Here is a 21,045-nt window from a genome sequence, read left to right on the forward strand (position 1 = left end):
TATTTTCAATATGGGTTTGGCTCGGTAGCTCAGTCGGTAGAGCAGAGGACTGAAAATCCTCGTGTCGGCGGTTCGATTCCGTCCCGAGCCACCATGAATTTAATAATTGAATAAGCCGGTGTAGCTCAATTGGTAGAGCAACTGACTTGTAATCAGTAGGTTGGGGGTTCAAGTCCTCTCGCCGGCACCATTTTCCTGGAGGATTAGCGAAGTGGCCAAACGCAGCAGACTGTAAATCTGTTCTCTTACGAGTTCGGTGGTTCGAATCCATCATCCTCCACCAGTTTAGGGGCATAGTTTAAAGGTAGAACAGCGGTCTCCAAAACCGTTAGTGTGGGTTCAATTCCTGCTGCCCCTGCCAATATATTTCAGCATTCCATATCCTATGGCGGTCGTGGCGAAGGGGTTAACGCACCGGATTGTGGCTCCGGCATTCGTGGGTTCAAGTCCCATCGATCGCCCCATATTATTAAATGGAATGCATTGGGGATTAGCCAAGCGGTAAGGCAACGGACTTTGACTCCGTCATGCATAGGTTCGAATCCTATATCCCCAGCCATTTCGCGGACGTGGCTCAGCGGTAGAGCATCGCCTTGCCAAGGCGAGGGTCGCGGGTTCGATTCCCGTCGTCCGCTCCATCTTCATACGGCGCCATAGCCAAGTGGTAAGGCACAGCTCTGCAAAAGCTCTACCCCCAGTTCGAATCTGGGTGGCGCCTCCATTGCTTTATTAAGAGGAAATGAGATCATTTCCATGATTTACGCCGGTGTGGCGGAACTGGCAGACGCGCGCGACTCAAAATCGTGAGGGAAACCGTGGAGGTTCGAGTCCTCTCACCGGCATCATTCAAATAGGCTCATAAGATTGCTTTAGCGATCTTATGAGCCTATTTATTTTTTTCTTTTTTTTGAAACTGATGAATGCTAAATAAATGAAAAATGTTATAAATAATGATAATTAATTATGTTTAAATATAAATAGATATAAAATGTGTGATTGGAGGTTATCCGATGCATCATTCCGGCTTATTTGTTGAACCTGCTTGCGAGCACAATCATTGCCCGGATAAAATGGGCTGCTCCAGTCCAAAACCCGGGGAGCGGACACAACCCTGCGCTTTTCAGGGCTCCCAGTCGGTATTGATGCCGATCTTGGACACGGCGCATCTGGTTCATGGCACGGCAAGCTGCCTCCAGAACGGTTGGGGAATGCTGAAGGCCCAGTCACCTGGCGCATCTTTGTCCAAGCTTGTGTTTTCCATGGGAATGACGGAGGAAAATATCACGCTCGGTAGTGAGAAGAAACTTCTGCAAGTGATTGGCCAAATCATCAGGAGGCACCATCCTCCCTGTGTTTTTGTATATGCAACCTGCTCTACTGTTTTTGCTATGGAGAATTTGAATGCTGTGTGTGAAGAGGCGGAGAAGACATGGGGGATTCCAGTCATCGCCGTTGGTAATCCGGGATTATCCGGGGGGCCGAACATAGGGAACCGATATGCGGGGGAAGCCTTATTTAAGAAGGTGATCGGTACGGCAGACGTTGAAGTCCAAGAATGTACTCCGTTTGAAATCAATTTAATCGGCGGGTATCCTTTTGCGCAAGAGATGAAGGAAATTGAAGGCTTGCTGTCCGAGGCGGGAATCCGTGTAATGACGCGAATTGCGGGAGATTGTTCCTTTGATGAGCTGCGTACATCCCATCTGGCGAAAGTGAATATGCTTGTAGGCGGAAGGTCGATGCTTAATTTGGCCCGGCACATGAGGGATACGTTCGATATTCCTTTTTGTGAGGGATCTTTCTGCGGGTCCAATGAAATCCGGTTCTCTCTGCGTCAGCTGGCGTATTATTTTCAGAATGCGGAGCTGGATGACAGGCTTCAACGGTATATGCGCAAGGAGGAGGCACGCCTTCGCAAGGAAATATCTTTGACCTGCAAACCACTGAAGGGAAAAAAAGTCATGCTCTTTACGGAAGGGGCGGAGAGCTGGTTGTATATCTCTGCGCTACATGAGCTCGGTCTGCGGATTACGGCTATCGGCACCCATTCGAATGCGAGGGAAGATGTGTCGCGAATCAAGGAGAGAATCAAAGAGGATACGCTGATCCTAACGGAAATTGATGAAAAAAGCATGCTTAAGCTGTACGAGTCGCGGCAGGCTGATCTGATGATCGTCAGCGGACGCAGCGCCTATGTGCCTTTGAAAGAGAAAATACCGTTTCTGGATATTGATGAAGATCGCCGGAAGACGTATTCGGGCTACGCCGGCTTGCGGAGAATGGCCGAAGACCTTATGGATATTTTGGAACAGCCAGTTTGGCAAACGGTCTGCCGCCGTCCGCCATGGGAGGTGTAAGCATGTCTATTCCATTCAGGTCGGGTGACGAATCGCTGCCAGGCAATCTCCTGCTGGGTAACCAGACGACCGGCGGCGTACTTGCCCTTCAGGGGATTTATCGCTCCCTGCCTCTTCTGCACGGGGGCTCGGGATGTGCTGAAGCCATCCGGACCGTTATGTCACGCCACTTCAGGGAACCGGTCTCCATACAAAATATATCGATTCAGGATGCCGATGTCATCCTGGGCGTTAATAATGCGGTCTGTGAAGCGCTTCGGCATGCGATCTCCGGGGATAACCCGGATGTGATTGCGATTATCGGCACTTCGTTAACGGTTGCGGCCAGAGAGGATTTGGAGGGAATTACGAGGCGTTATTTGGATGAAAACTTGCAGGCTTTTGAAGACAAGCTGCTGTTAACCTTGTCGCTGCCGGATGATGAGGGCTCGATGGAATCGGGCTACGCTCAGGTTGTCCAAGCCGTTATCGAAGAAATCCTCCGTTCCCGTCCGAAAGCACTGCCCAAAAAACACCGCAACCGGATCAATCTTCTGCCTGGTCCTCATCTGACACCGGGAGACGTGATGGAATTAAAAGAAATCATCGCCTCATTCGGCATGGAGGTGATCGTGCTGCCCGACCTGTCCTCATCGCTGACAGGCCATCTGCTGACAGGCCATACGGCCTTATCCCGAGGCGGAGTCCCTTTGGACTATCTGAAGGAAATGCTCGGTTCCGGCTTCACCGTAGCGGTTGGACGATGCATGGAGCCCAGCGCCAAGCTGCTCCGCAAAGAGCTGAACATCCCTTATCGTGTATTCCAAGGAATAACCGGTCTGCAGGAGACGGATGATTTTTTTCAATTCCTGCTAGAGCTGAGCGGAAACGAAGTTCAGGTTAAATACCGCTGGCAGCGGCAGTTCCTGCTGGATTGTATGCTGGATACCTGCTCAACGTTTAGAGGCAAGAGAATAGTCGCGGCGCTAGAGGCCGACCATTTGCGCTCGCTGTCCCAGTGGCTTTCGGAAGTAGGTGTTAAGTCGTTTGAGCCGGTGGTTTCTTCGCCATTGTCCGCGCAAATCCACGACCGGCGGATATTGGAACAAGAACCGGCGCAGGCTGCCGATTTATGGGTCGGAAGTTCGTACAGCGAATCGATGGCGGAAGAAAGGGGGATTCCTTTTATCCCCTTCGGATTTCCCGTGTTTAATCGCTTCGGTTCGTCATTTCAGGTCAGTGTCGGCTATAGGGGGACGGCGGAATTGTTGAATTATTTCGGAAATGTTCTGATGAATGGAAGAGAAATCTTTCGATAAGCGCAGCCTTTGCGCTTTTCTTTTTAACAATGTAAGCGATTAATCGGAGAAATGAAAGCGCATCATCGCAGCTTTGTGTGAGTTAATATGACGCAGTGTTTGAACGATTTGTCAAAGAGCAATGTATGCGCTTTAGCGTCATTGACAGCTTTTGTCTTCAAAGTCTAATATGGCTCTAACGAGTTAAACCAACTCTCGCAAAATGTTATGTAATATTACACGGGACTTCTGCAATGCTTGTCATTAACCTTTCTAAAGGAGGCGTTTCAGTGGAAACAATTGACGCCGCCGATGAATCGAGCCGTCAAACGGCTGAGAAGCAACAGGCGGACGAAGGGCAGACGCCTAAATCGGCTGAGCTTCCGGCATCCGAACCTGCGGCGATCCGAATAGCTGTTGCAACACGGGGCGGCGGAAAAGTTAATGTGCACTTTGGTCACGCGAGCGAGTTTTGGATCTATGACGTTTTAGGACAAGAGACGAAGCAATTGGAAGTGCGCCAGGTTGAAGCGTATTGCACCGGAAGGATCGAGTGCAGCAGTCCGGATGACAAAAAGAAGACTTTTGACAATACGGCGGCTATGCTCGGGGATTGCCAAGTGCTATTGTGCTCGGGAATCGGCGATTCGCCGAGGCGCAAGCTTTTGCAAAAAGGGATTGTGGCACTTTCCGGTAAAGGCGGCATTGAAGAGCTTCTGCTGGAGAGCGTCGAGTTCTACAAGGATTTAGGGATTTGATAACGGCGGTCGTTCAGGAAATCGGGTTCAATAAAATGACTTAAGTATTCTATATAATGGAGGATGATTATTCATGAGTAAGAAACCAAGACAAATCGCATTCTATGGTAAAGGCGGTATCGGTAAATCCACAACTTCCCAGAACACGCTGGCTCAGCTGGCAACGACTTTCGGTCAAAAAATCATGATCGTAGGCTGTGACCCTAAAGCGGACTCCACTCGTCTGATCCTGAACACGAAAGCTCAACAAACTGTGCTTCATCTGGCTGCTGAAATGGGTTCGGTTGAAGACCTCGAACTCGAAGACGTAGTATCAACCGGCTTTGGCGACATCCTCTGCGTGGAGTCCGGCGGTCCGGAACCAGGCGTAGGCTGCGCAGGCCGCGGTATCATCACTTCCATCAACTTCCTGGAAGAGCAAGGCGCTTATGAAGGCATGGACTTCATCTCCTACGACGTACTGGGTGACGTTGTATGCGGCGGTTTCGCAATGCCAATCCGTGAGAACAAAGCGCAAGAGATCTACATCGTCTGCTCCGGTGAAATGATGGCTATGTACGCTGCCAACAACATCGCACGCGGTATCCTGAAATACGCTCAAAGCGGCGGCGTTCGTCTGGGCGGCCTGATCTGTAACTCCCGTAACACCGACCGTGAAGACGAGCTGATCATGGAACTTGCGCGTCGTCTGAACACTCAAATGATCCACTTCGTACCTCGCGACAACGTCGTACAACATGCCGAGCTGAGAAGAATGACAGTTACTCAATACAACCCTGAGCACAACCAAGCCAACGAATACAAACAACTGGCTGACAAAATTCTGAACAACAAAATGCTGAACATCCCGACTCCAATCGAAATGGACGAACTGGAACAACTGCTGATCGATTTCGGTGTGGTAGAAGACGAAGAAACAGCTATCAAGAAGCTGGAAGAGAAAGAAGCAGCAGCCAACGCCTAAGCGAAGAGAAGCCCTAGGCTGAGTATGGAATCATAATATAATGAAACAGGCTTGTACAACGGCGAATCAGCCGTAGGTACAAGCCTGTTTGTTTTATTCGGTTAACGTTATTTCAGCCCGCAGGTGGTGTAGGCCGGGATAGTGATGTTTAGCTGGTCGCCGGCTTTCTTGATTTTCACTTCATTTGAAGTGGAGAATTCGAGCTTTCGCCCTTGCCATTCTTCGTTGGACACTTGAATGGTTACGGTGTCGCCGCTCAGATTATGCAGGACGAGTACGGAATCATCTTCAAAGGTACGGGTGTATCCCAGAATGCGGCTGTCTCCAGTCGTCATCTCCCGAATGTCGCCTTTCATTAGAGCAGGGCTTTCATGACGGAAGCGGATCAGCTCCTTGTAATGGGAGAGCAGGGAGTCCTTATCCTTCTCCTGCGACTCTACGGAGACGGCGTCCGGGCCTGTATTATCGCGGGAGGGCTCCCAATCCGTCTGTCCTTCTCCGCTTCCCGGGTACCACCGGAACGGCTCGCGGATATTCTCGTCCGGCTTCTCCCCAAGCATGCCGATTTCCTCTCCATAATAAATGAACGGGTTGCCCGGCAGGGTGAGCAGGATGGAAGCGGCGGTTTTGGCTTTATTCACGTCACCGTCCAGCAAGGACATTGTACGTACCTGATCGTGATTGGTAAGGAACGGAGCGTCGATAGGGTTATCGGCATATTTGCTGTACAAGTCCAGCGTATTCGAAGCAAAGGCAGCAAGTCCGTTATCCGAGCCGCTTTGCACGGCGTCCAGAATCTTCGAGGACAGGTCGAAGTCGAAGGAAGAATCCAGCGCCTTGTAGTATGGAGCTATATTGTTCGGGCGGTCCCACACCTCGCCGACCAAATAAACGTCCGGTTTGACCTCTGCCAACCCCCGCTTGAATTCATCCCACCATGCGACATTCTTATCCGCTTCATCAGGCTTGCTGTAGATGTGCATAGCCGCGTCGAGACGGAAACCGTCGGCTCCCTGGTTCAGCCAATGCTTGCCGACATTGATCATTTCTTCACGTACTTTGGGATTATCAAAGTTCAAATCCGGCATGAAATCTATGAACAGGGCGTAGTAGTAGTCTCCCGAACCCGGATACGACTCGTGCCAGAGCTGCTGTCCCCACGGTCCTTTTTCATTCAGGTCGGTGTTCTCGTCAGCCCAGATATAATAATCCCGGTACGGGCTGTTCTTGTCCTTGGCGGCTTCCTTGAACCACGGGTGCTTGTTGCTCGTGTGGTTGAGCGCAAGGTCGATCGTAACCTTCATTCCCCGTTTATGCGCTTCCTGCGTCAGGCGGCGGAAGTCTTCCGTGGTGCCGTACGCCGGATCTACACTGTAGAAATCGGTTGTATCGTACTTATGATAGCTGGGGGAAGGACTGATCGGCATCAGCCACAGCGAATCGACGCCCAAATCTTTCTTCGTATGCGGATTTCCGTCATTGAGATAGTCCAGCTTTTGCAGGATGCCGTTCAGGTCGCCTTTACCGTCGTTGTTGGAATCAGAGAAGGAATTGACATAAATCTCGTAATAGACGCCAAGGTTTGAGTCGCTCTGAATTTGCGGTTTTGCAAGAGCACCGCTGGCGAAGCTGAACAGCAGGGGCAGGGTTAAGGCCATGGATGTAACTTTTTTCATCTTTGAAACCTCTCTTCCTTAAAAATAATGGGGTTATAATTGTTAATTTGCAGCGCCAAAATCGGCATCAATGATCGAATCCAGGGAGTGTCCGCTTTCCGTTAGCGTTTCAACCACCGGACCCAAGTACAGATCAGTCTGCCAGTAGCCGGATTCCGGCAGGTCAACGTGTACGGTATGCGTTCCCGGTCCATAGGTTTCGGTCACATTATCGTACACATGCTGATTCTCGTAAGGCTTGCCGTCTTCCTGAGGAATGACGCCTTCCGGATAGATATAGCTGGAGAAACTGATTTCGACTTCCCTGATGCCTTCAGGGACCGTAAACGTCGCCGTTCCGCCTTGAACATCGGAGTTGAAATACTGGTCGAACGGACGTGTAGGCTGGTTTGATTCAGTGGTCACTCGGGTTTCCTCTACGGTAATGGAATCGCTCCACAATACGCCGGTTCCCGGATGGCCCGGCCGCTGATAGGCCTTAAACATATAGTTGCCCTGTTCCAGCACTGCCGGCGTGAAGATCAGCTCCTGAGATTCGCCGGGAGCGAGTGTCCCGATTACGCCTGTGGCAACGACTTCGCCGTTCTTTGGATTGCCGGTGTCGCTGCGGAATACTTCATAGACGGTTTCGCCCTGCATCCCGGAGCCGCCGTTTATAACGGTCGCCGAAATTCCGGCATAGGTTACTTCTTGGACAGTAAAGTATAAAGAGCTTTTATCCCATGCCGCTCTAGCTGGCTGGGTCTTGCTGCTGATCTGGCTTTTCGTTTGTCCGTTGTTGACTTTTTCAGCAGATGCGGTATGTACAGGTTGGACAAGCGGAAGGGTAAATAACGACAGGGAAAAGACTGCGGCGGTGATGGTTTTGGTATGCTTCATATTAGGTATGCTCATTTCTTCGAAGTCTGGTTGAGTAGATGCGGCATCGCCTAAAGGATAGGAAAACGGGTGAAGCCGAAGATGCTTACCCGTTTTCCTTTTCTTACGGCAATAACCGAGAAATCGTTATTATTGAATTTTTACGCTGTGGTTCTCATTGGCCGGGATCTTGACATACAGAACGCGTTCGGCCGAATCGAAGAAGTAACCACTTTCCTGTCCGTTCAATTGCTCCAAGCTGCCAGCTTGATCGTACTTGCTGCCGGCTGCCTGAACTTTCTGAGGCTGCTCGGCATCATGCAGCTTAAGTGTGTAGGACTTGATGTCGGAAGCGTAGTTTTGAGCTTTTTTGTCCTGCTGGAACTCAATGTGGTTTCCTTTCTTTTCCACCTTAAATTCCGTGATATTGAATTCACCTTGCTTGTAGTCCAGGGTCTCCGCATCGTCTTCGTAGAAGCTGTAGCTGGCTTTATCGTTCAGATACGTATCAAGAATCAGATTTTCCAGCTTCTTCTCATCGGTGGATTGCTCCAATTCCTGACGAGGGATGATCGAATTGTTTTTCACGAAAATAGGCAGTGTTCCAAGATCGGCTTTAACCGTGATCGACTGGTTGCCTTCATACTTTTTGCCTGTCCAGTAATCGACCCATGTCTCGCCGGACGGCAGATACACTTCGCGGCTCGTTTGGCCTTCTTTAACTACAGGCGCAAGCATCATCGAATCGCCGAACATAAACTGATCTTCGATGTTATACGTCTTAGCGTCGTCCTGGAACTGGTAGACAAGCGGTTGTTGAACCGGTTGACCGTTCTCCGCGGATTCCTTGAACTGGTTGTACAGGTAAGGCAGCAGCTCATAACGCATGGAGATGTATTTGCGGCTGATATCTTCAACTTCTTTGCCGAATTCCCAAGGCTCTTGTCCGCTTCCGAGACCCGATTTCGCGCTATTGTCATAATGATCGCGGGCAAACGGCAGGAAGGCGCCGACCTCGATCCATCTTGCGAACAGCTCAGGCGTCGGAACATTGCCCGGCGATTTCGCGAAGCCGCCGATATCATTGCCGACAAACGGAACACCGGACAAACCAACGTTGGCGTTCATCGGAATCGACATTTGCAAATGCTCCCAGTTACTTACGTTGTCGCCGGTCCAGAGCGCCGCGTAGCGCTGCGTTCCTGCGTACATGTCGCGGGTTAATACGAATGGACGGGTGTTCGGTTTATGTTTGAGGAAGCCGTTATATGTCGCTTCGGCCTCGTCGTGCCCGTAAAGATTGTGGTATTCCGTATGAAGCTTCTTCTCCCCGTTGTCGCCTTCAAACACGACATCCAGCGGCATCGTATGGAAAGGGCCGTCAAATACGGCAGGCTCGTTCATGTCATTCCAGATCCCGTCGACGCCCTCATTTAATAGTGTTCCGAGATTGTCAGCCCACCAATTGCGGACATCCGACTTCAGGAAGTTCGGGAAGGCCGATCTGCCCGGCCATACATCGCCGAAGAAGGTAGTGCCGTCCGGATTTTTCGCCCAGTAATCCTTTGCCGTTCCTTCTTGATACACACTATAGTTCTCGTCCTCCTTGACGGCCGGATCGTTGATCGTGATGGCGCGGAAGCCTTCATTCTTCAGCGTCTTCAGCGCTTGTTTGTACTGGTCGTTCCAGGTAAACACGCGGTATCCGTCCATGTAGTCGATATCAAAATGCATCGTGTCGAGCGGGATTTTTTTCTCGCGGTAGGTTTTGGCCACATTTACGAGTTCTTCCGGTGTATAGCCCCATTTACTTTGATGGAAGCCCAGTGACCACATTGGAGGCGTTTCGGATTTACCCGTCAGCTCGGTGTACCGGTCGATAACGTCGCCGATTTCCGGACCGTTGATGAAGTAGTAAGTCAGAGTTCCGCCGTTGGCGTAGAAGTAGTAGTAATCGTCTTTCTCACTGGCCATTTCATAATAAGAGCGGAACGTATTGTCGAAGAAAATGCCGTAGGCTTTTTTATCCTTCAGGCCGATGAAGAATGGAATGGACGTGTACAGATATTTGGTGTTCTTGTTGTAGGAATAAGCGTCCGTGTTCCACATGCCGAGACTTTTGCCGCGCTTGTTCAGCCCGCCGGACTGCTCGCCGAAACCGTAGAAGTTTTCAGTGGCATCCGTCTTTTTAAACGCATACGGCTTGCCGTTTTCATAGCCAACCCCTTGCTCCGCATCTTCGTTGATCACGTTTCCTTGCTTGTCCAGGAATTTGACGCCGAAAGGTTGTTTGTTAATTTTTACAGTCAACTCAGAGGTGGAAAGGATGTATTCTTTATCCGTTTCCTTGGTGCTGAATTTAGGCGTCTTCCAATCCTTCTTGGCGATTCCCGGGGAGATGAACTCATCTTCGCCGTTTTTAACGACCGAGATCTTGGCCATGTCCTCCGAGAAGAGGCGGATAAATCCCTGGTAGTCCCCCAGGTTCAGTTTAACCCCATTGTCCAGAGCTTCCAGCGATTGTACGGATAATGGCTTAAGATTCTGTTTGTCCAGCGGAGTATCCGGTTCTGGCTGGGTTTCCGCAAATGCCACATTGGCCGGCAGCACCGCAGATACCGTTCCCGTCAATAGACTGAGGCACACAGCTGCTTGCGCCAGTTTTTTTGACACTCTTGAAGCTTTCAACCTTTTACGCATACATTTTTCTCTCCCACTCTGAAGTAGTTTTTGGGCAGCAGGCCCTCCGTGGAGCGTTACGCTTCCCGCTTTCCGGCTGCCCTTTTTCAAGTTAGCAAGGAACAACCGCGTGAACAATGGGGAGAACCTCCTACAGGATTGTCGAAAAAACGGAAACGGCATTTTTGAAATCGATTGCATAAATGGGGGACGAAACTGCGAAAACCTTGCCGGACAAGGAGTTCAAGTTTTTTTTGCTTTTCTTTTTCCCTCCGAAGGATGATTCAATTTATTACCACTAATATGGAAGAATATGCATATTTATAGTTCCGCAGGTCTAAGGGACTGCAGCTTGGAAGCTCTGCCTGCGAAAGAGTCAACCTCTTTAATTATTGGATATGGTGAAATTGGACACTAAAACGAACCGATCTTGCAAGGAATACACAATTTCCAATAAAAAAGTTCAATTTTTAAAAAATCAAGAGGGGGTGCAATATCTTTTGTGAATTCGTAAAAATAAGACACCGCATAAAATTGTAATCGCATACAAGGTTGATATGACAACAAAAATACGATTTTCTCGTTAAAAATCGCCATTTGATCTGAAGGAGGGTTTCCCGGATAATGAACAAAAACCAGAAGACAGGAAGTGGGAGAATGAAACGCGCCAGGTGGATGCGGATGTCCGGAGTTGTTGTGGTCTGCGCAGCTATAACGTTAACTTTGGCCTGCCAAAAAACTTCGAATAACGCCGAGACCCCGCCAAAGTATGCGAAAATTCATAAAGGCTCTCTGCTGAAAGGGCTATCCACGGATAAAGCGGCTTATTGGCCGGGAGAGGATGTCCGGTTTGAGCTGAAATTCAAGGGGACCGAACCGGGAGGAACCGTCCATATCCGCTATCTGCATTTGAATCGGGTTATAAAGGAAGAGAAGCTGCAGGCCGAAGGGGATAAGCTGGTCTGGAGCTGGGAGCCGCCCCGGCAGGAGGGCCAAGGCTATATGGCTGAAGTCGTCTATGAGCGGAACGGTGAGGCGGATCAGATGAACATTGGTGTGGACGTATCGTCCGATTGGGGGAAATTTCCCCGGTACGGGTATCTGGCCGATTTTCCGAACTTGAACCCAGGCGAGATGTCGCGGGTCATCGAACGCTTGAACCGTTTTCACATTAACGGCATCCAGTTCTACGATTGGCAGTACAAGCATCAGGAACCGATTCGATTAGAAGATGGCAGACCGGCGGTGGAATGGAAGGATATTGCCAACCGCTCGGTATCGTTCACTACGGTAAAAGACTACATCGATCTGGCTCATAATCACGGCATGAAGGCCATGAACTACAACCTGCTGTTTGGCGCTTATGCGGACGCGGAGCAGGACGGTGTGAACCGAGATTGGGGCCTGTTTAAAGATCCCGGCGGCACCGATCAGGATCATCACCCGCTTCCGGACGAATGGGCGAGCGATCTTTATCTGTACGATCCCTCTAACCCGGATTGGCAGAATTACTTGATCGAAAAAGAAAAGAAAACGTTCGACACGCTTCCCTTTGACGGCTGGCATGTGGATCAGTTGGGAGACAGGGGCGCATTGTGGACTCATGACGGCAGAAGCGTCAATCTCTCCGCGAAATATCCGTCGTTTCTGAATGCGGCCAAGGAGAAGCTTGATGTGGATTATGTGATGAACGCCGTCGGCCAGTTCGGCCAGGAATTCATCGCGAAGGAAGCGCCCGTCAAGTTTCTGTACACTGAAGTATGGGGCAACCATCCGCAGTACCGGAATTTAAAAGAAATCATTGACGAGAATTCGAGGTACAGCGGAAACCGGCTGAACACGGTACTCGCCGCTTATATGAATTATCATTTATCTGATGCGCCGGGAACGTTCAACACGCCGGGGATTCTGCTGACGGATGCGGTAATTTTTGCTTCGGGCGGGTCCCATCTGGAGCTGGGGGAGAATATGCTGTCCAAAGAATATTTTCCTCATAAAAATCTTAGTGTATCTTCGGAACTGGAAGAGCAGCTCATTTCATATTACGATTTTCTGGTGGCGTATCAGAATCTGCTGCGGGATCACCTGGAAGAATCCGGCCTGAAAGCCGAGGGGACGAAAGAAGTCGCGATATCGGATCAAGCGGAGCAGGGCAAGGTGTGGTCCTTCTCCAAGCGCAAGGATGGAAAAGACATTATGCATTTTATCAATTTCAGTAATGCTTCAACCATGGATTGGAACGATGATCGCGGAACCCAGACGGAACCGGCGGAAAAACGGAACATTGCCGTCTCCGTCAAGACGGACCGTCCGGTGTCCAAAGTATGGTTCGCTTCACCCGATTTTAACGGAGGCTCGCCTCAGGCGGTGCCATTCTCGCAGCGGAACGGCGTTGTGAAATGGAAGCTGCCCGCGCTGAAGTATTGGGATATGGCCGTTATTGAATATAAGAAATAGAAGAATTTCTTAATTTTCCTATATATAACATTGGTATTGGGCTTTACATCTAGTACACTTTTAGATAGAAACAAATAGGAGAGGCTCTATGCTGCGAACACTGACAATATCCAAAAGCTTCACCGCCAAAATCATTGTGGTCCTCCTGCTCGTTATTTTGATTCCGACCGTCTTCACAAGCTTGTCCTTCTACTGGGTATCGGATGCCATTCTCAAAAAGAACGTTAGAGAATCCACGCTCCAGATTGCGGAACAGACGGCGGATTCGCTCTCTTTTATATTAAATGTGGGGATTGACACCTCCGATTTTATTTCCAGCGATCCAAACATCCAGCGCGCCGCCTTACAGGTGAACGGCGATCCGACCTACGAGGATAACTGGAATTATCAGTATATCAATACGCTGCTGAACAATTACGTGTATTCGAACTCTTTTGTCAAAATCGTGTATTTATTGAAGGAGGAAGGAAAGGGATGGGGCAGCGGAACCTTTTCGGACACCGAGCTTAAGCAGATACGCCTGTCCGACGAGGATTGGGTGAAGGAAGTGAAGCGCAAGGACGGAGAGCTGGTGTGGCAGGGCCTCCAGTATGACCACTTCAGCGGCGGCGGGGAGAATACGGATCTGGTTCTGCCCGTCGGGAGAGTGCTGAAGGACTTTGACACGATGAACAATATCGGACTGGTGCAGGTTCATTTGGACGGGCAGTCGATCCTGGGAACGATCCGGAAGCTCAAGCTCGGGAATACCGGCAAGTTCTTCGTCGTCGATTCCGAAGGGAGGATCATGATTGATTCCAACCTCCGAATGATTAACAAGCGGGTGCAGAATCCCGATTTGTACAGAAGTATTGTGGACAACGACGGAGTGGAGTTTGAGTTCCAAATGGGAGGCATTCCTTATTACGGGGTCAAGCAGCTGCTCGCCAGTGGCTGGATGCTTGTCGGAACCGTACCCGTGAATGAGATCAGCGGGCAGCTCGAGCAGCTACAGACCCGAATTCTGCTGACCTCAGCCTTATTCTCCATGATCGCCGTCGGCATCGGCCTTTTTGTGGCCGGGATGGTGACCAAACCTGTAAAGCAGCTTACCCAAAGCATGCTCCGCGTGCAGCAAGGCGATTTGGATACGAGGACGGACATCCGCACGGCCGATGAAATCGGGTTTTTAAGCATACAATTTAACAAAATGGTGCATGAAATCGGGAATTTGATGCGGCAGGTGGAGAATGAACAGAACGAGAAGCATCACGCGGAGCTTCGGGCGGTCATGCACCGGATTCACCCGCATTTTCTGTTTAACACACTCAGCACGCTGCGGTGGCTTATTGATTCCGGCCAGAACGGCCGCGCATCCGAGGTATTGTCGGCATTAAATCATCTGCTTGAAGCGAACATGGGCAAGAACGGCGTCATGATTACAGTGGATGAGGAGCTCGATATTATTCGAAAATACCTGATCATTCTGGAGCTGCGCTATGAAAAGAACTTTCATCTGGAGCTGGACGTCCAGCCGGGGACGGAGAAGATCATGATTCCCCGCATGCTGCTGCAGCCGCTGGTGGAGAATGCTATATTCCATGGAATCGTGCCGAAAAATACGGATGGCAGAATCTCGATAACGATCCGAAAGGGCGCCGAGGGACTCGAATTCCGGGTGGAGGACGATGGGAGAGGGATTGGCGAGGAGAAGCTAAGGCAGTTAAATGAAGCGAGGGCTGCGGTGGACAAAGGTGAAACCGGCATCGGTCTGCGCCATATTTATGACACGCTGCGGCTGTATTACGGTCAAAATTGGGAATGTTCGATGGTCAGCGCCCCCGAACAAGGGACGACCGTACGCATTTTATTAAAAAAGCCGATAGAAACGACCTCTTAGAACCGGCAAAAAGCGGGAGGAGCACCATGTATAGAGTACTGATCGTAGATGACGAACCGGTAATCCGCCATGGAATCAGCGCGTTTATCGACTGGGAACAAGAAGGGATGTCTGCGGAGGACCACTATGCGAACGGTGCGGAGGCATTGGCTGCGCTGGAACGCGAGTCCTTCGATATACTGATTACGGATATCAAAATGCCCTTGATGAATGGCATTGAGCTGATGAAGCAGGCACAGGCGCTTTGCCCTTGGATCAAGGTGATTCTGATCAGCAATTACAGTGACTTTGAATATGTCAAAGAGGGACTGAAGCTGGGCGCCGTCGATTATCTGCTAAAGCTGACTTTGAAAAAGGACGATCTTCTGGCCGTTCTGCACCGGAGCATTGCGATGCTGGAGGACGAGAGGAAGCAGGATTCTGAGCTGATCCTGTATCGGCAGAGCGCCCTTTATCTGGAAAGGAAGCGCGAGGAGCAGGAAATCAAGCGGTGGATCGTACAGGAGCAAGTCACGCCGTCCGCCGCAGCGGGCGCCCCGGAGTGGTTGGAAGAACCCTATGCCTGTGTCTATCTTATGCTGGACGGAGCTGAGGACTGGAAAGAGAATAACGGCTATTTATATGTTCAGCTCTTGCTTGAGGACCTGCAGGAAGCGTTCTATGAGCGGATGGAGAAGGGAAGCGCGCTGCTGGTCGCGGAGAACAGCCTGTTCCTGATCTTTCCGGAGCGCGAGGGAGAATCGGTACGGCAGCTTCAAGCATGGAAGCAGGGCGTCGAAGCGGAATGGAGCATTACCGCTTCGGCAGGGCTGGCTGCAGGCCTGGGAGCAGGCTGGCTTCTTCAGGGATATGCAGAGAGCCGCTTGGCCTGTCAGCAGCGTTTTCTCAAGGGGCTGGGCAGATGGTTCGAGAGCGGGGGACAGGAGAGCAAGCACGAGCTGTCGCCGCCGGACCTTGTAGAGGCCGAGGATTGGGAGCCATTTTATGAAATGATCCGAGGCGGAGAACCGGCTTCCCATGCGATTGATTTCGCGCTTGAACGCTGGAAGAGCAGGGCTTTGAGCCCGGAGCAGGTTCAGCAGGAGGCCTGTATGCTGCTTGCTGGTACTTACCGGCTGCAGGCGGGCGCCGAATCACTTCCTCCCGAAGAGCAGGAACTGATCCGCAAGACGGAAACCTTGGAGCAGCTGGCCGCCTTCATGGTTAGCGAGCTGGAGCAGAACGGGATGTCCATGATTCCCCAATTGTCTGATAACGGTTACGGGGGACAGCTTATCACAAGAGCACTGGAGTACATTGCCGCCCATTTCACCGAAAACTTGACGCTTCAGAGCGTGGCGGATACCGTACATCTAAGCAAAAGCTACTTCAGTCTGCTATTCAAAAAACAAACCGGACGAAACTTTATCGATTATGTGATTGAGCTGCGGATTCGGGAAGCCAAGCGGCTGCTTGCCCAGGATGACAGCCGGATCTATGATGTGGCCCAAGGCGCCGGATTTAAGGACGTTAAATACTTCAGCAAGGTGTTCAAAAAAGGAACGGGACTCACTCCGGTGGAATACAGGGAAAGCTTGAAGTGCAGCGCTGAACAGTAAAGAGAGGGGGGATTTCCGTCTTTGTAATCCGGTGGTTTATCTTTTTGATAGTGATTGTGTTAACGGCCGGTTGCGCCGGCGCGTCTGTAATCTCGGAACCGGACAAGGTCCAGACGCTTCACGGGAATGACAAAACGGTCATTACCTTCTGGCATACGTACAATGATAGGGAAACCCGTCTGCTGATGAAGAAGCTCATCCCGGCTTTCGAGGAGAACAATCCCGATATACGGGTGAAATGCATCAATCTGGCTAATTCCAACGAACTGAAGTACAGCTTGATTGCACGCGCCTCCTCCAACCGAGGTCCGGATGTGGTGCGGATGGATATTGCCTGGGTGCCGGAATTTGCGCATAAAAACCTCCTTGAGCCGCTGGACGGATTTCCAGGCTTTGACCAGCTTGAATTTGCGTTCTACAACAAAGGGCTCAGCATAGGCTTCTATCAGGATGAATACTATTCGTTGCCGCTTAACCTGTACACTAAGACGGCAATCTTTAACCGGAAGCTGCTGAAACAAGCGGGATATTCCGAGCCTCCCGGCACGATGGACGAAATTTTGGAGGTGGCCCGCAAGCACCGCTTTATGATTGGCCTGGGGGGATTGGACCCTTGGGACACGCTTCCCTATATCTACAGCCTGGGAGGTTCGTTCGTGGACCCGGGGTTTACCCGGGCAACGGGTTATTTGAACAGTCCGGGCACCGTCCGGGCGGTGGAGAAGCTGACAGGCTTATATAAGGAAAAGCTTATTCATCTCTCGGCGGTGACACTGAACAGCGATAACTGGGAGAAGGTGCGGAACGGCAACATGCTTATAACCGACGACGCGCCGTGGTTCTACAGTTTATTGAAGTATTCGGAGCTTAAGCTTGCTCTTGAGCAGACCTTGCCCGTACCCTTCCCGCGCTCCATTGTCCCTTCCACGATTATCGGCGGTGAGAATCTGGTCATTATGAAGGGCAGCCGACATCCTGCCGAGGCTTGGGCATTTATTCAATGGATGACCGGCAAGGAAGCGCAGCTTATTATGTCCCGGTCGGGGCTAATCCCGGCGAATAGGGAAGCGCTTAATGAGATGAAGGTCAGTCCGGATTCCTATCTTTATCCCTATGTTGAAGCTGTGGACAACGGCTTTTTGCGTCCGACGGTCAAGAACTGGGGTAAAATCGAAATGATGTATACGTTATACCTGAACAAAATATTCCTGGGCGAATTGCCCGTACAGCAAGGCCTGGACCTTGCGGCCGCCGAGATCGACGGCCTTTTGATTGATAAGGACTACTGAAGAAAGACCCTGCGAAGGGTCTTTTTCGCGTCCTGAGCTGTGTTCCGGGGCGCCTATCGCTGATTGAGGAACGGAAGTCTTAATGCCGCCCCGCCTTAGGTCCAGTTTCAAAAACCGTCCCCGGTCCGTTTTGAACGGCCCCGATTTTTCCTAAAATAAGAGCATAAGGAACAGGACATCGAAAGGCGGTGAGAAAGAATGCACAGAAACAGAGGAAACGGCCTCGCGTTCATACTGATTACCATCGGCGCGATTATGCTGCTGGGGTTGGCGCTTCCGCTGATCCACGGAATTTTCAGACTTCTCTTCCCGGTGCTGCTGGTGGTTCTCGGCTACTACGGAATCAAGAGCGGACGCAAGGTGATCGGCTGGATCGTGATGTTTATCGGCATCATGTCCCTGATCAGCAAGCTGGCCTGGCTGATTGGACCGCTGCTTGGCGTAGCGCTGGTCGTGTGGGGAATATCGGTACTTAAAGGCAAGAGAAGCACGCATTATTAATAAATGAGAATTCAACTTAAGCGGCAAGGAGGGAGCGGTAGAAAATGAGCGTTTTTCGACGAATGCGGGACATTACCGTAGCCAATTTAAATGAAAAGCTGGAACAAAGCCAGGACCCCGTGAAGCTGATCGATCAATTTCTGTATACGACCCGCGAGGAAATAAGCGAAGCCGAAAGATTGTATCAGCAGTACGCGAATCATACGAAGCAGCTTCAAAATCAGGTTGACCAGGCGGCTTCCATGAGGAACAAGCGGGAGGAACAGGCGCTGCTGGCGCTCAAGGCGGGCGAGGATAATCTCGCCAAGCTGGCTCTGCAGGAGAAAATTATTTTTGAGGAAAAGCTGGAGCAGTACGGTGGTCTGCTGGAGCAGAGCCGGCAGTCTCTGCTGGAGCTGGAGCAGCAGCTCGGCGAACTGAAGCTGGAGTATCAGTCGGTGTACAGCAAGCGCCAGTATTATGCGGCCCGGATGGAGACGCTCCGGCTGCAGCAGCGGATGAATGAGCGGGCCGCCGCTTACGGCGGCGGCGACATTCCAAAAATGTTCGGACGTCTGGATGACCGGCTTGCCGACTGGGAGCTGGAGGCCAAAAGCCTGCGCGACCTGCGGCGGATGGGCCAGGAATACGCGGTCCAGGCGGGCGAGACGGTCGCCGGCGTTCTGGAACGGGAGCTGGCCAAGCTGAAGGATAAGCTGAACAAGGAAGGAAAGGAGTAGCGTTATGACGAGATTGTATCGATCTACCCGCGATAAAGTACTTACAGGTCTTACCGGCGGATTGGCGGAAGCGATCGGCATCGACTCCACGCTGCTGCGGATTGTGCTGCTCATCAGCATTCCCTTTACGGGCGGCGCTGTTATACCGGTGTATTTCATCGCCGCGCTGATCTTTCCGAAGGAGCCGGGGCCTTATCCCCCTTACGGCTTCGGGCCCGAAATGGCGGACGGCGGCTATGGTCCGCATTACAGAGGCGACGGCGGTTACAGCCGCCGGGGCTGCGGGCATCGCGGTCCATTCGGCCCGTCCGGGCCGCGGCCCTATGGCCGGGACGGCCATTATGATCCGCGGTACGGCCAATCCGGAGGCCATGCCGCGCAGGAATCTGCTCTGGACGACATGATGAAGGACATTGAGAAGAAAGCGATGCAGAAAGAAATCGAAGAGCTTAAACGCAAGCTGTCCAAATACGAAGACAAGAAGGGAGAAGTGTAAAACATGGGAGTTTTCAAAAGAATCAAAGATATGACCAAAGCATCCGTCAACGATCTGCTGGATAAGGTGGAAGACCCGATTGTTATGCTGAACCAGTATTTGCGCGATATGGAGGCCGAAATTCACGAGGCGGAAGTTACAGTTGCCAAGCAAATGGCCAATGAACGCCGGATGAAGCAGCGTGTGGACGAAGCGGCGAAGTTGTCCGGACAGCGCGGCGCCCAAGCCGAGCTTGCCTTGAAGAACGGCCAGGAGGAAGTGGCTCGCAAGCTTCTGGAAGAGAAAATTTACTTTGACCAAAAATTCGGCGAATACACCGAGCTGCATGCGCAGGCGGAAGTCCATGCCAAGGAACTGGTGCAGCAGCTGCATGACATGAAGGATGAATTCTACAAGCTGCGCAACAAACGCAACGAGCTGGTGTCCCGGGCCCAAATGGCCAAGGCGAAGAAGCAGATGTCGCAAATCAGCAGCGTGCACAGCATCGAGAGCGGCAGCGCGTCGCTTGGATTCCACCGTATGGAAGAGAAGATCATGCAGCTTGAAGCCGAGGCCGATGTGCTCCGGGCTCCGTACCGGCCTTCGTCCCCTGCCGCTTTCAGCCCGATCGACGCCGAGAAGCAGCTCAAAGTAGAAGAGCAGCTGAACGCGCTGAAGAGCAAGCTGAACGGTTCGGCCGAAGCTTCGAAAGGCACGGAAGAATAATAACCGGGCATAGGCCGGGAGCGGGATAATGCCTGTTCCATAAATACAGGCCGATATGATATGCTGTAACGAGGGGAAAGCCATACGGATGGATTACCATACCGGCATGGCTTTTCCGGCCGTTTGGTGCCGGGCCGCCCAAAGGTACGGCCGGCTAATCTAACAATAAAGGAGGTGCGAAATGGAAAAGCGAAACCGTTTGATAGCCATAGGACTGATCGCTGTCGGATGCTTGATGATTTTTGGCAGATGGATCGGTTTCCTTTCCATTGTCGCCCTTTTACTTCTGCTGCTGGGCATCTTCCGGACAAAGTCGGGGAAGATCAAGCAGGGATATACGCTGCTGGGTATCGGCGCGGTGCTGCTGCTGCTGGATCATCTGGTGCTGGTGCTGGGCATTTGCCTGATCTCGCTGGGCATGTTCTTCGTCAAGTCCAAAGGCTTGCAGCAGGGGAGAAACCATCTTCAGAAGCAGAATTTCTCCTCAAGCTTTAACTGGGACCGGTCGCCCTGGGTAATGCACAGTCTGAGCGCCTGGCATGTGCTCGGCGAGACGGATCTGGATCTGTCGCTGGCGATGGCGGAAGACAAGGAGACGGTCATGCTGTTTCAGGGGATTTTTGGCGATGTGGATCTGCATCTGGCGGACGGTTACGGCGTAGAGATCGACGCGTTCGTGCTGTTCGGCTCCATCGAGTTTGGCAGCCAGCGCGATGCGGGGATGATGAACCGGCTGAACTGGAAGTCTCCGGGCTTCGAGAGCAGCGAGCATCGGGTGAAGGTCAGCGTCTCTTATTTGATGGGTGATTTGGATGTAAGACTGCCATAGGCG

General features: G+C 51.4%; 16 protein-coding genes and 9 tRNA genes. 22 read left to right on the forward strand and 3 right to left on the reverse strand.

Annotation, left to right across the window (positions count from 1 at the left end; all coding sequences use genetic code 11):
* The first annotated feature begins 18 nt into the window (after window positions 1-18).
* The 13 genes from G5B47_RS19800 (at window position 19) to nifH (ending at window position 5,356) form a co-directional block, all read left to right on the forward strand.
* A tRNA-Phe gene (locus G5B47_RS19800) sits at window positions 19-94 on the forward strand.
* Window positions 95-114: 20 nt separating this feature from the next.
* A tRNA-Thr gene (locus G5B47_RS19805) sits at window positions 115-190 on the forward strand.
* A gap of 7 nt (window positions 191-197) precedes the next feature.
* Window positions 198-283, forward strand: a tRNA-Tyr gene (locus tag G5B47_RS19810).
* 4 nt (window positions 284-287) lie between these two features.
* Window positions 288-361 (forward strand) — tRNA-Trp (locus G5B47_RS19815).
* A gap of 27 nt (window positions 362-388) precedes the next feature.
* Window positions 389-464 (forward strand) — tRNA-His (locus tag G5B47_RS19820).
* 20 nt (window positions 465-484) lie between these two features.
* A tRNA-Gln gene (locus G5B47_RS19825) sits at window positions 485-559 on the forward strand.
* A 4-nt stretch (window positions 560-563) separates the two neighbouring features.
* A tRNA-Gly gene (locus G5B47_RS19830) sits at window positions 564-638 on the forward strand.
* A 9-nt stretch (window positions 639-647) separates the two neighbouring features.
* Window positions 648-721: transfer RNA gene (locus G5B47_RS19835), tRNA-Cys, on the forward strand.
* Between the two features lie 41 nt (window positions 722-762).
* Window positions 763-842 (forward strand) — tRNA-Leu (locus G5B47_RS19840).
* Window positions 843-1,010: 168 nt separating this feature from the next.
* A complete protein-coding gene (locus G5B47_RS19845; protein WP_165101801.1) occupies window positions 1,011-2,357 on the forward strand; it encodes a nitrogenase component 1 in 1,347 nt (448 codons plus the stop codon).
* 2 nt (window positions 2,358-2,359) lie between these two features.
* Complete coding sequence (locus G5B47_RS19850; protein WP_165101804.1) at window positions 2,360-3,655, forward strand: nitrogenase component 1; 1,296 nt, start codon at window positions 2,360-2,362, stop codon at window positions 3,653-3,655.
* A gap of 269 nt (window positions 3,656-3,924) precedes the next feature.
* Window positions 3,925-4,392, forward strand: a complete 468-nt coding sequence (locus tag G5B47_RS19855) for a NifB/NifX family molybdenum-iron cluster-binding protein (RefSeq protein ID WP_165101806.1) — start codon at window positions 3,925-3,927, stop codon at window positions 4,390-4,392.
* A gap of 73 nt (window positions 4,393-4,465) precedes the next feature.
* Window positions 4,466-5,356, forward strand: a complete 891-nt coding sequence (nifH, locus tag G5B47_RS19860) for a nitrogenase iron protein (protein ID WP_165101808.1) — start codon at window positions 4,466-4,468, stop codon at window positions 5,354-5,356.
* 107 nt (window positions 5,357-5,463) lie between these two features.
* Here nifH and G5B47_RS19865 read toward each other — a convergent pair whose 3' ends face one another.
* The 3 genes from G5B47_RS19865 to G5B47_RS19875 all read right to left on the reverse strand — a co-directional run bounded on the left by G5B47_RS19865 (window position 5,464) and on the right by G5B47_RS19875 (window position 10,590).
* Entirely contained in the window at window positions 5,464-7,032 is a 1,569-nt protein-coding gene (locus G5B47_RS19865; RefSeq protein WP_165101811.1) for an alpha-amylase family glycosyl hydrolase, read from the reverse strand.
* A 42-nt stretch (window positions 7,033-7,074) separates the two neighbouring features.
* Window positions 7,075-7,911 (reverse strand): hypothetical protein, encoded by an 837-nt coding sequence (locus G5B47_RS19870; RefSeq protein ID WP_165101814.1) that lies wholly within the window; start codon window positions 7,909-7,911, stop codon window positions 7,075-7,077.
* A gap of 129 nt (window positions 7,912-8,040) precedes the next feature.
* Window positions 8,041-10,590: a glycoside hydrolase family 31 protein gene (locus tag G5B47_RS19875; protein ID WP_165101817.1), complete on the reverse strand. Its 2,550-nt coding sequence runs from the start codon at window positions 10,588-10,590 to the stop codon at window positions 8,041-8,043.
* A 603-nt stretch (window positions 10,591-11,193) separates the two neighbouring features.
* Between G5B47_RS19875 and G5B47_RS19880 the strand changes: the two genes are divergently transcribed.
* The 9 genes from G5B47_RS19880 to liaF all read left to right on the forward strand — a co-directional run bounded on the left by G5B47_RS19880 (window position 11,194) and on the right by liaF (window position 21,042).
* Window positions 11,194-13,026: a glycoside hydrolase family 66 protein gene (locus G5B47_RS19880; protein ID WP_165101820.1), complete on the forward strand. Its 1,833-nt coding sequence runs from the start codon at window positions 11,194-11,196 to the stop codon at window positions 13,024-13,026.
* Window positions 13,027-13,114: 88 nt separating this feature from the next.
* Entirely contained in the window at window positions 13,115-14,905 is a 1,791-nt protein-coding gene (locus tag G5B47_RS19885; protein ID WP_165101823.1) for a cache domain-containing sensor histidine kinase, read from the forward strand.
* A 26-nt stretch (window positions 14,906-14,931) separates the two neighbouring features.
* Complete coding sequence (locus G5B47_RS19890; protein ID WP_165101826.1) at window positions 14,932-16,503, forward strand: response regulator; 1,572 nt, start codon at window positions 14,932-14,934, stop codon at window positions 16,501-16,503.
* A gap of 50 nt (window positions 16,504-16,553) precedes the next feature.
* Complete coding sequence (locus G5B47_RS19895; protein ID WP_328804599.1) at window positions 16,554-17,792, forward strand: extracellular solute-binding protein; 1,239 nt, start codon at window positions 16,554-16,556, stop codon at window positions 17,790-17,792.
* 198 nt (window positions 17,793-17,990) lie between these two features.
* Entirely contained in the window at window positions 17,991-18,293 is a 303-nt protein-coding gene (locus tag G5B47_RS19900) for a hypothetical protein (RefSeq protein ID WP_165101832.1), read from the forward strand.
* 44 nt (window positions 18,294-18,337) lie between these two features.
* Window positions 18,338-19,012 (forward strand): PspA/IM30 family protein, encoded by a 675-nt coding sequence (locus G5B47_RS19905; protein WP_025336418.1) that lies wholly within the window; start codon window positions 18,338-18,340, stop codon window positions 19,010-19,012.
* Window positions 19,013-19,016: 4 nt separating this feature from the next.
* Window positions 19,017-19,508: a PspC domain-containing protein gene (locus G5B47_RS19910; protein WP_165101835.1), complete on the forward strand. Its 492-nt coding sequence runs from the start codon at window positions 19,017-19,019 to the stop codon at window positions 19,506-19,508.
* A gap of 3 nt (window positions 19,509-19,511) precedes the next feature.
* A complete protein-coding gene (locus G5B47_RS19915; protein WP_165101838.1) occupies window positions 19,512-20,213 on the forward strand; it encodes a PspA/IM30 family protein in 702 nt (233 codons plus the stop codon).
* Window positions 20,214-20,394: 181 nt separating this feature from the next.
* On the forward strand, window positions 20,395-21,042 hold the full coding sequence (gene liaF / locus G5B47_RS19920; RefSeq protein WP_165101841.1) for a cell wall-active antibiotics response protein LiaF: 648 nt from the start codon (window positions 20,395-20,397) through the stop codon (window positions 21,040-21,042).
* The last annotated feature ends 3 nt before the right edge of the window (window positions 21,043-21,045 follow it).

The organism is Paenibacillus apii (genome assembly GCF_011043685.1).
Taxonomy (GTDB): domain Bacteria; phylum Bacillota; class Bacilli; order Paenibacillales; family Paenibacillaceae; genus Paenibacillus_AQ; species Paenibacillus_AQ sabinae.

Bases quoted from the DNA above. Each gene is read 5' to 3' on its own strand.
- G5B47_RS19845 (WP_165101801.1), top strand. From the start codon at position 1,011: ATGCATCATTCCGGCTTATTTGTTGAACCTGCTTGCGAGCACAATCAT.
- G5B47_RS19850 (WP_165101804.1), top strand. From the start codon at position 2,360: ATGTCTATTCCATTCAGGTCGGGTGACGAATCGCTGCCAGGCAATCTC.
- nifH (WP_165101808.1), top strand. From the start codon at position 4,466: ATGAGTAAGAAACCAAGACAAATCGCATTCTATGGTAAAGGCGGTATC.
- G5B47_RS19865 (WP_165101811.1), bottom strand. From the start codon at position 7,032: ATGAAAAAAGTTACATCCATGGCCTTAACCCTGCCCCTGCTGTTCAGC.
- G5B47_RS19870 (WP_165101814.1), bottom strand. From the start codon at position 7,911: ATGAAGCATACCAAAACCATCACCGCCGCAGTCTTTTCCCTGTCGTTA.
- G5B47_RS19875 (WP_165101817.1), bottom strand. From the start codon at position 10,590: ATGCGTAAAAGGTTGAAAGCTTCAAGAGTGTCAAAAAAACTGGCGCAA.
- G5B47_RS19880 (WP_165101820.1), top strand. From the start codon at position 11,194: ATGAACAAAAACCAGAAGACAGGAAGTGGGAGAATGAAACGCGCCAGG.
- G5B47_RS19885 (WP_165101823.1), top strand. From the start codon at position 13,115: ATGCTGCGAACACTGACAATATCCAAAAGCTTCACCGCCAAAATCATT.
- G5B47_RS19890 (WP_165101826.1), top strand. From the start codon at position 14,932: ATGTATAGAGTACTGATCGTAGATGACGAACCGGTAATCCGCCATGGA.
- G5B47_RS19900 (WP_165101832.1), top strand. From the start codon at position 17,991: ATGCACAGAAACAGAGGAAACGGCCTCGCGTTCATACTGATTACCATC.
- G5B47_RS19905 (WP_025336418.1), top strand. From the start codon at position 18,338: ATGAGCGTTTTTCGACGAATGCGGGACATTACCGTAGCCAATTTAAAT.
- G5B47_RS19910 (WP_165101835.1), top strand. From the start codon at position 19,017: ATGACGAGATTGTATCGATCTACCCGCGATAAAGTACTTACAGGTCTT.
- G5B47_RS19915 (WP_165101838.1), top strand. From the start codon at position 19,512: ATGGGAGTTTTCAAAAGAATCAAAGATATGACCAAAGCATCCGTCAAC.
- liaF (WP_165101841.1), top strand. From the start codon at position 20,395: ATGGAAAAGCGAAACCGTTTGATAGCCATAGGACTGATCGCTGTCGGA.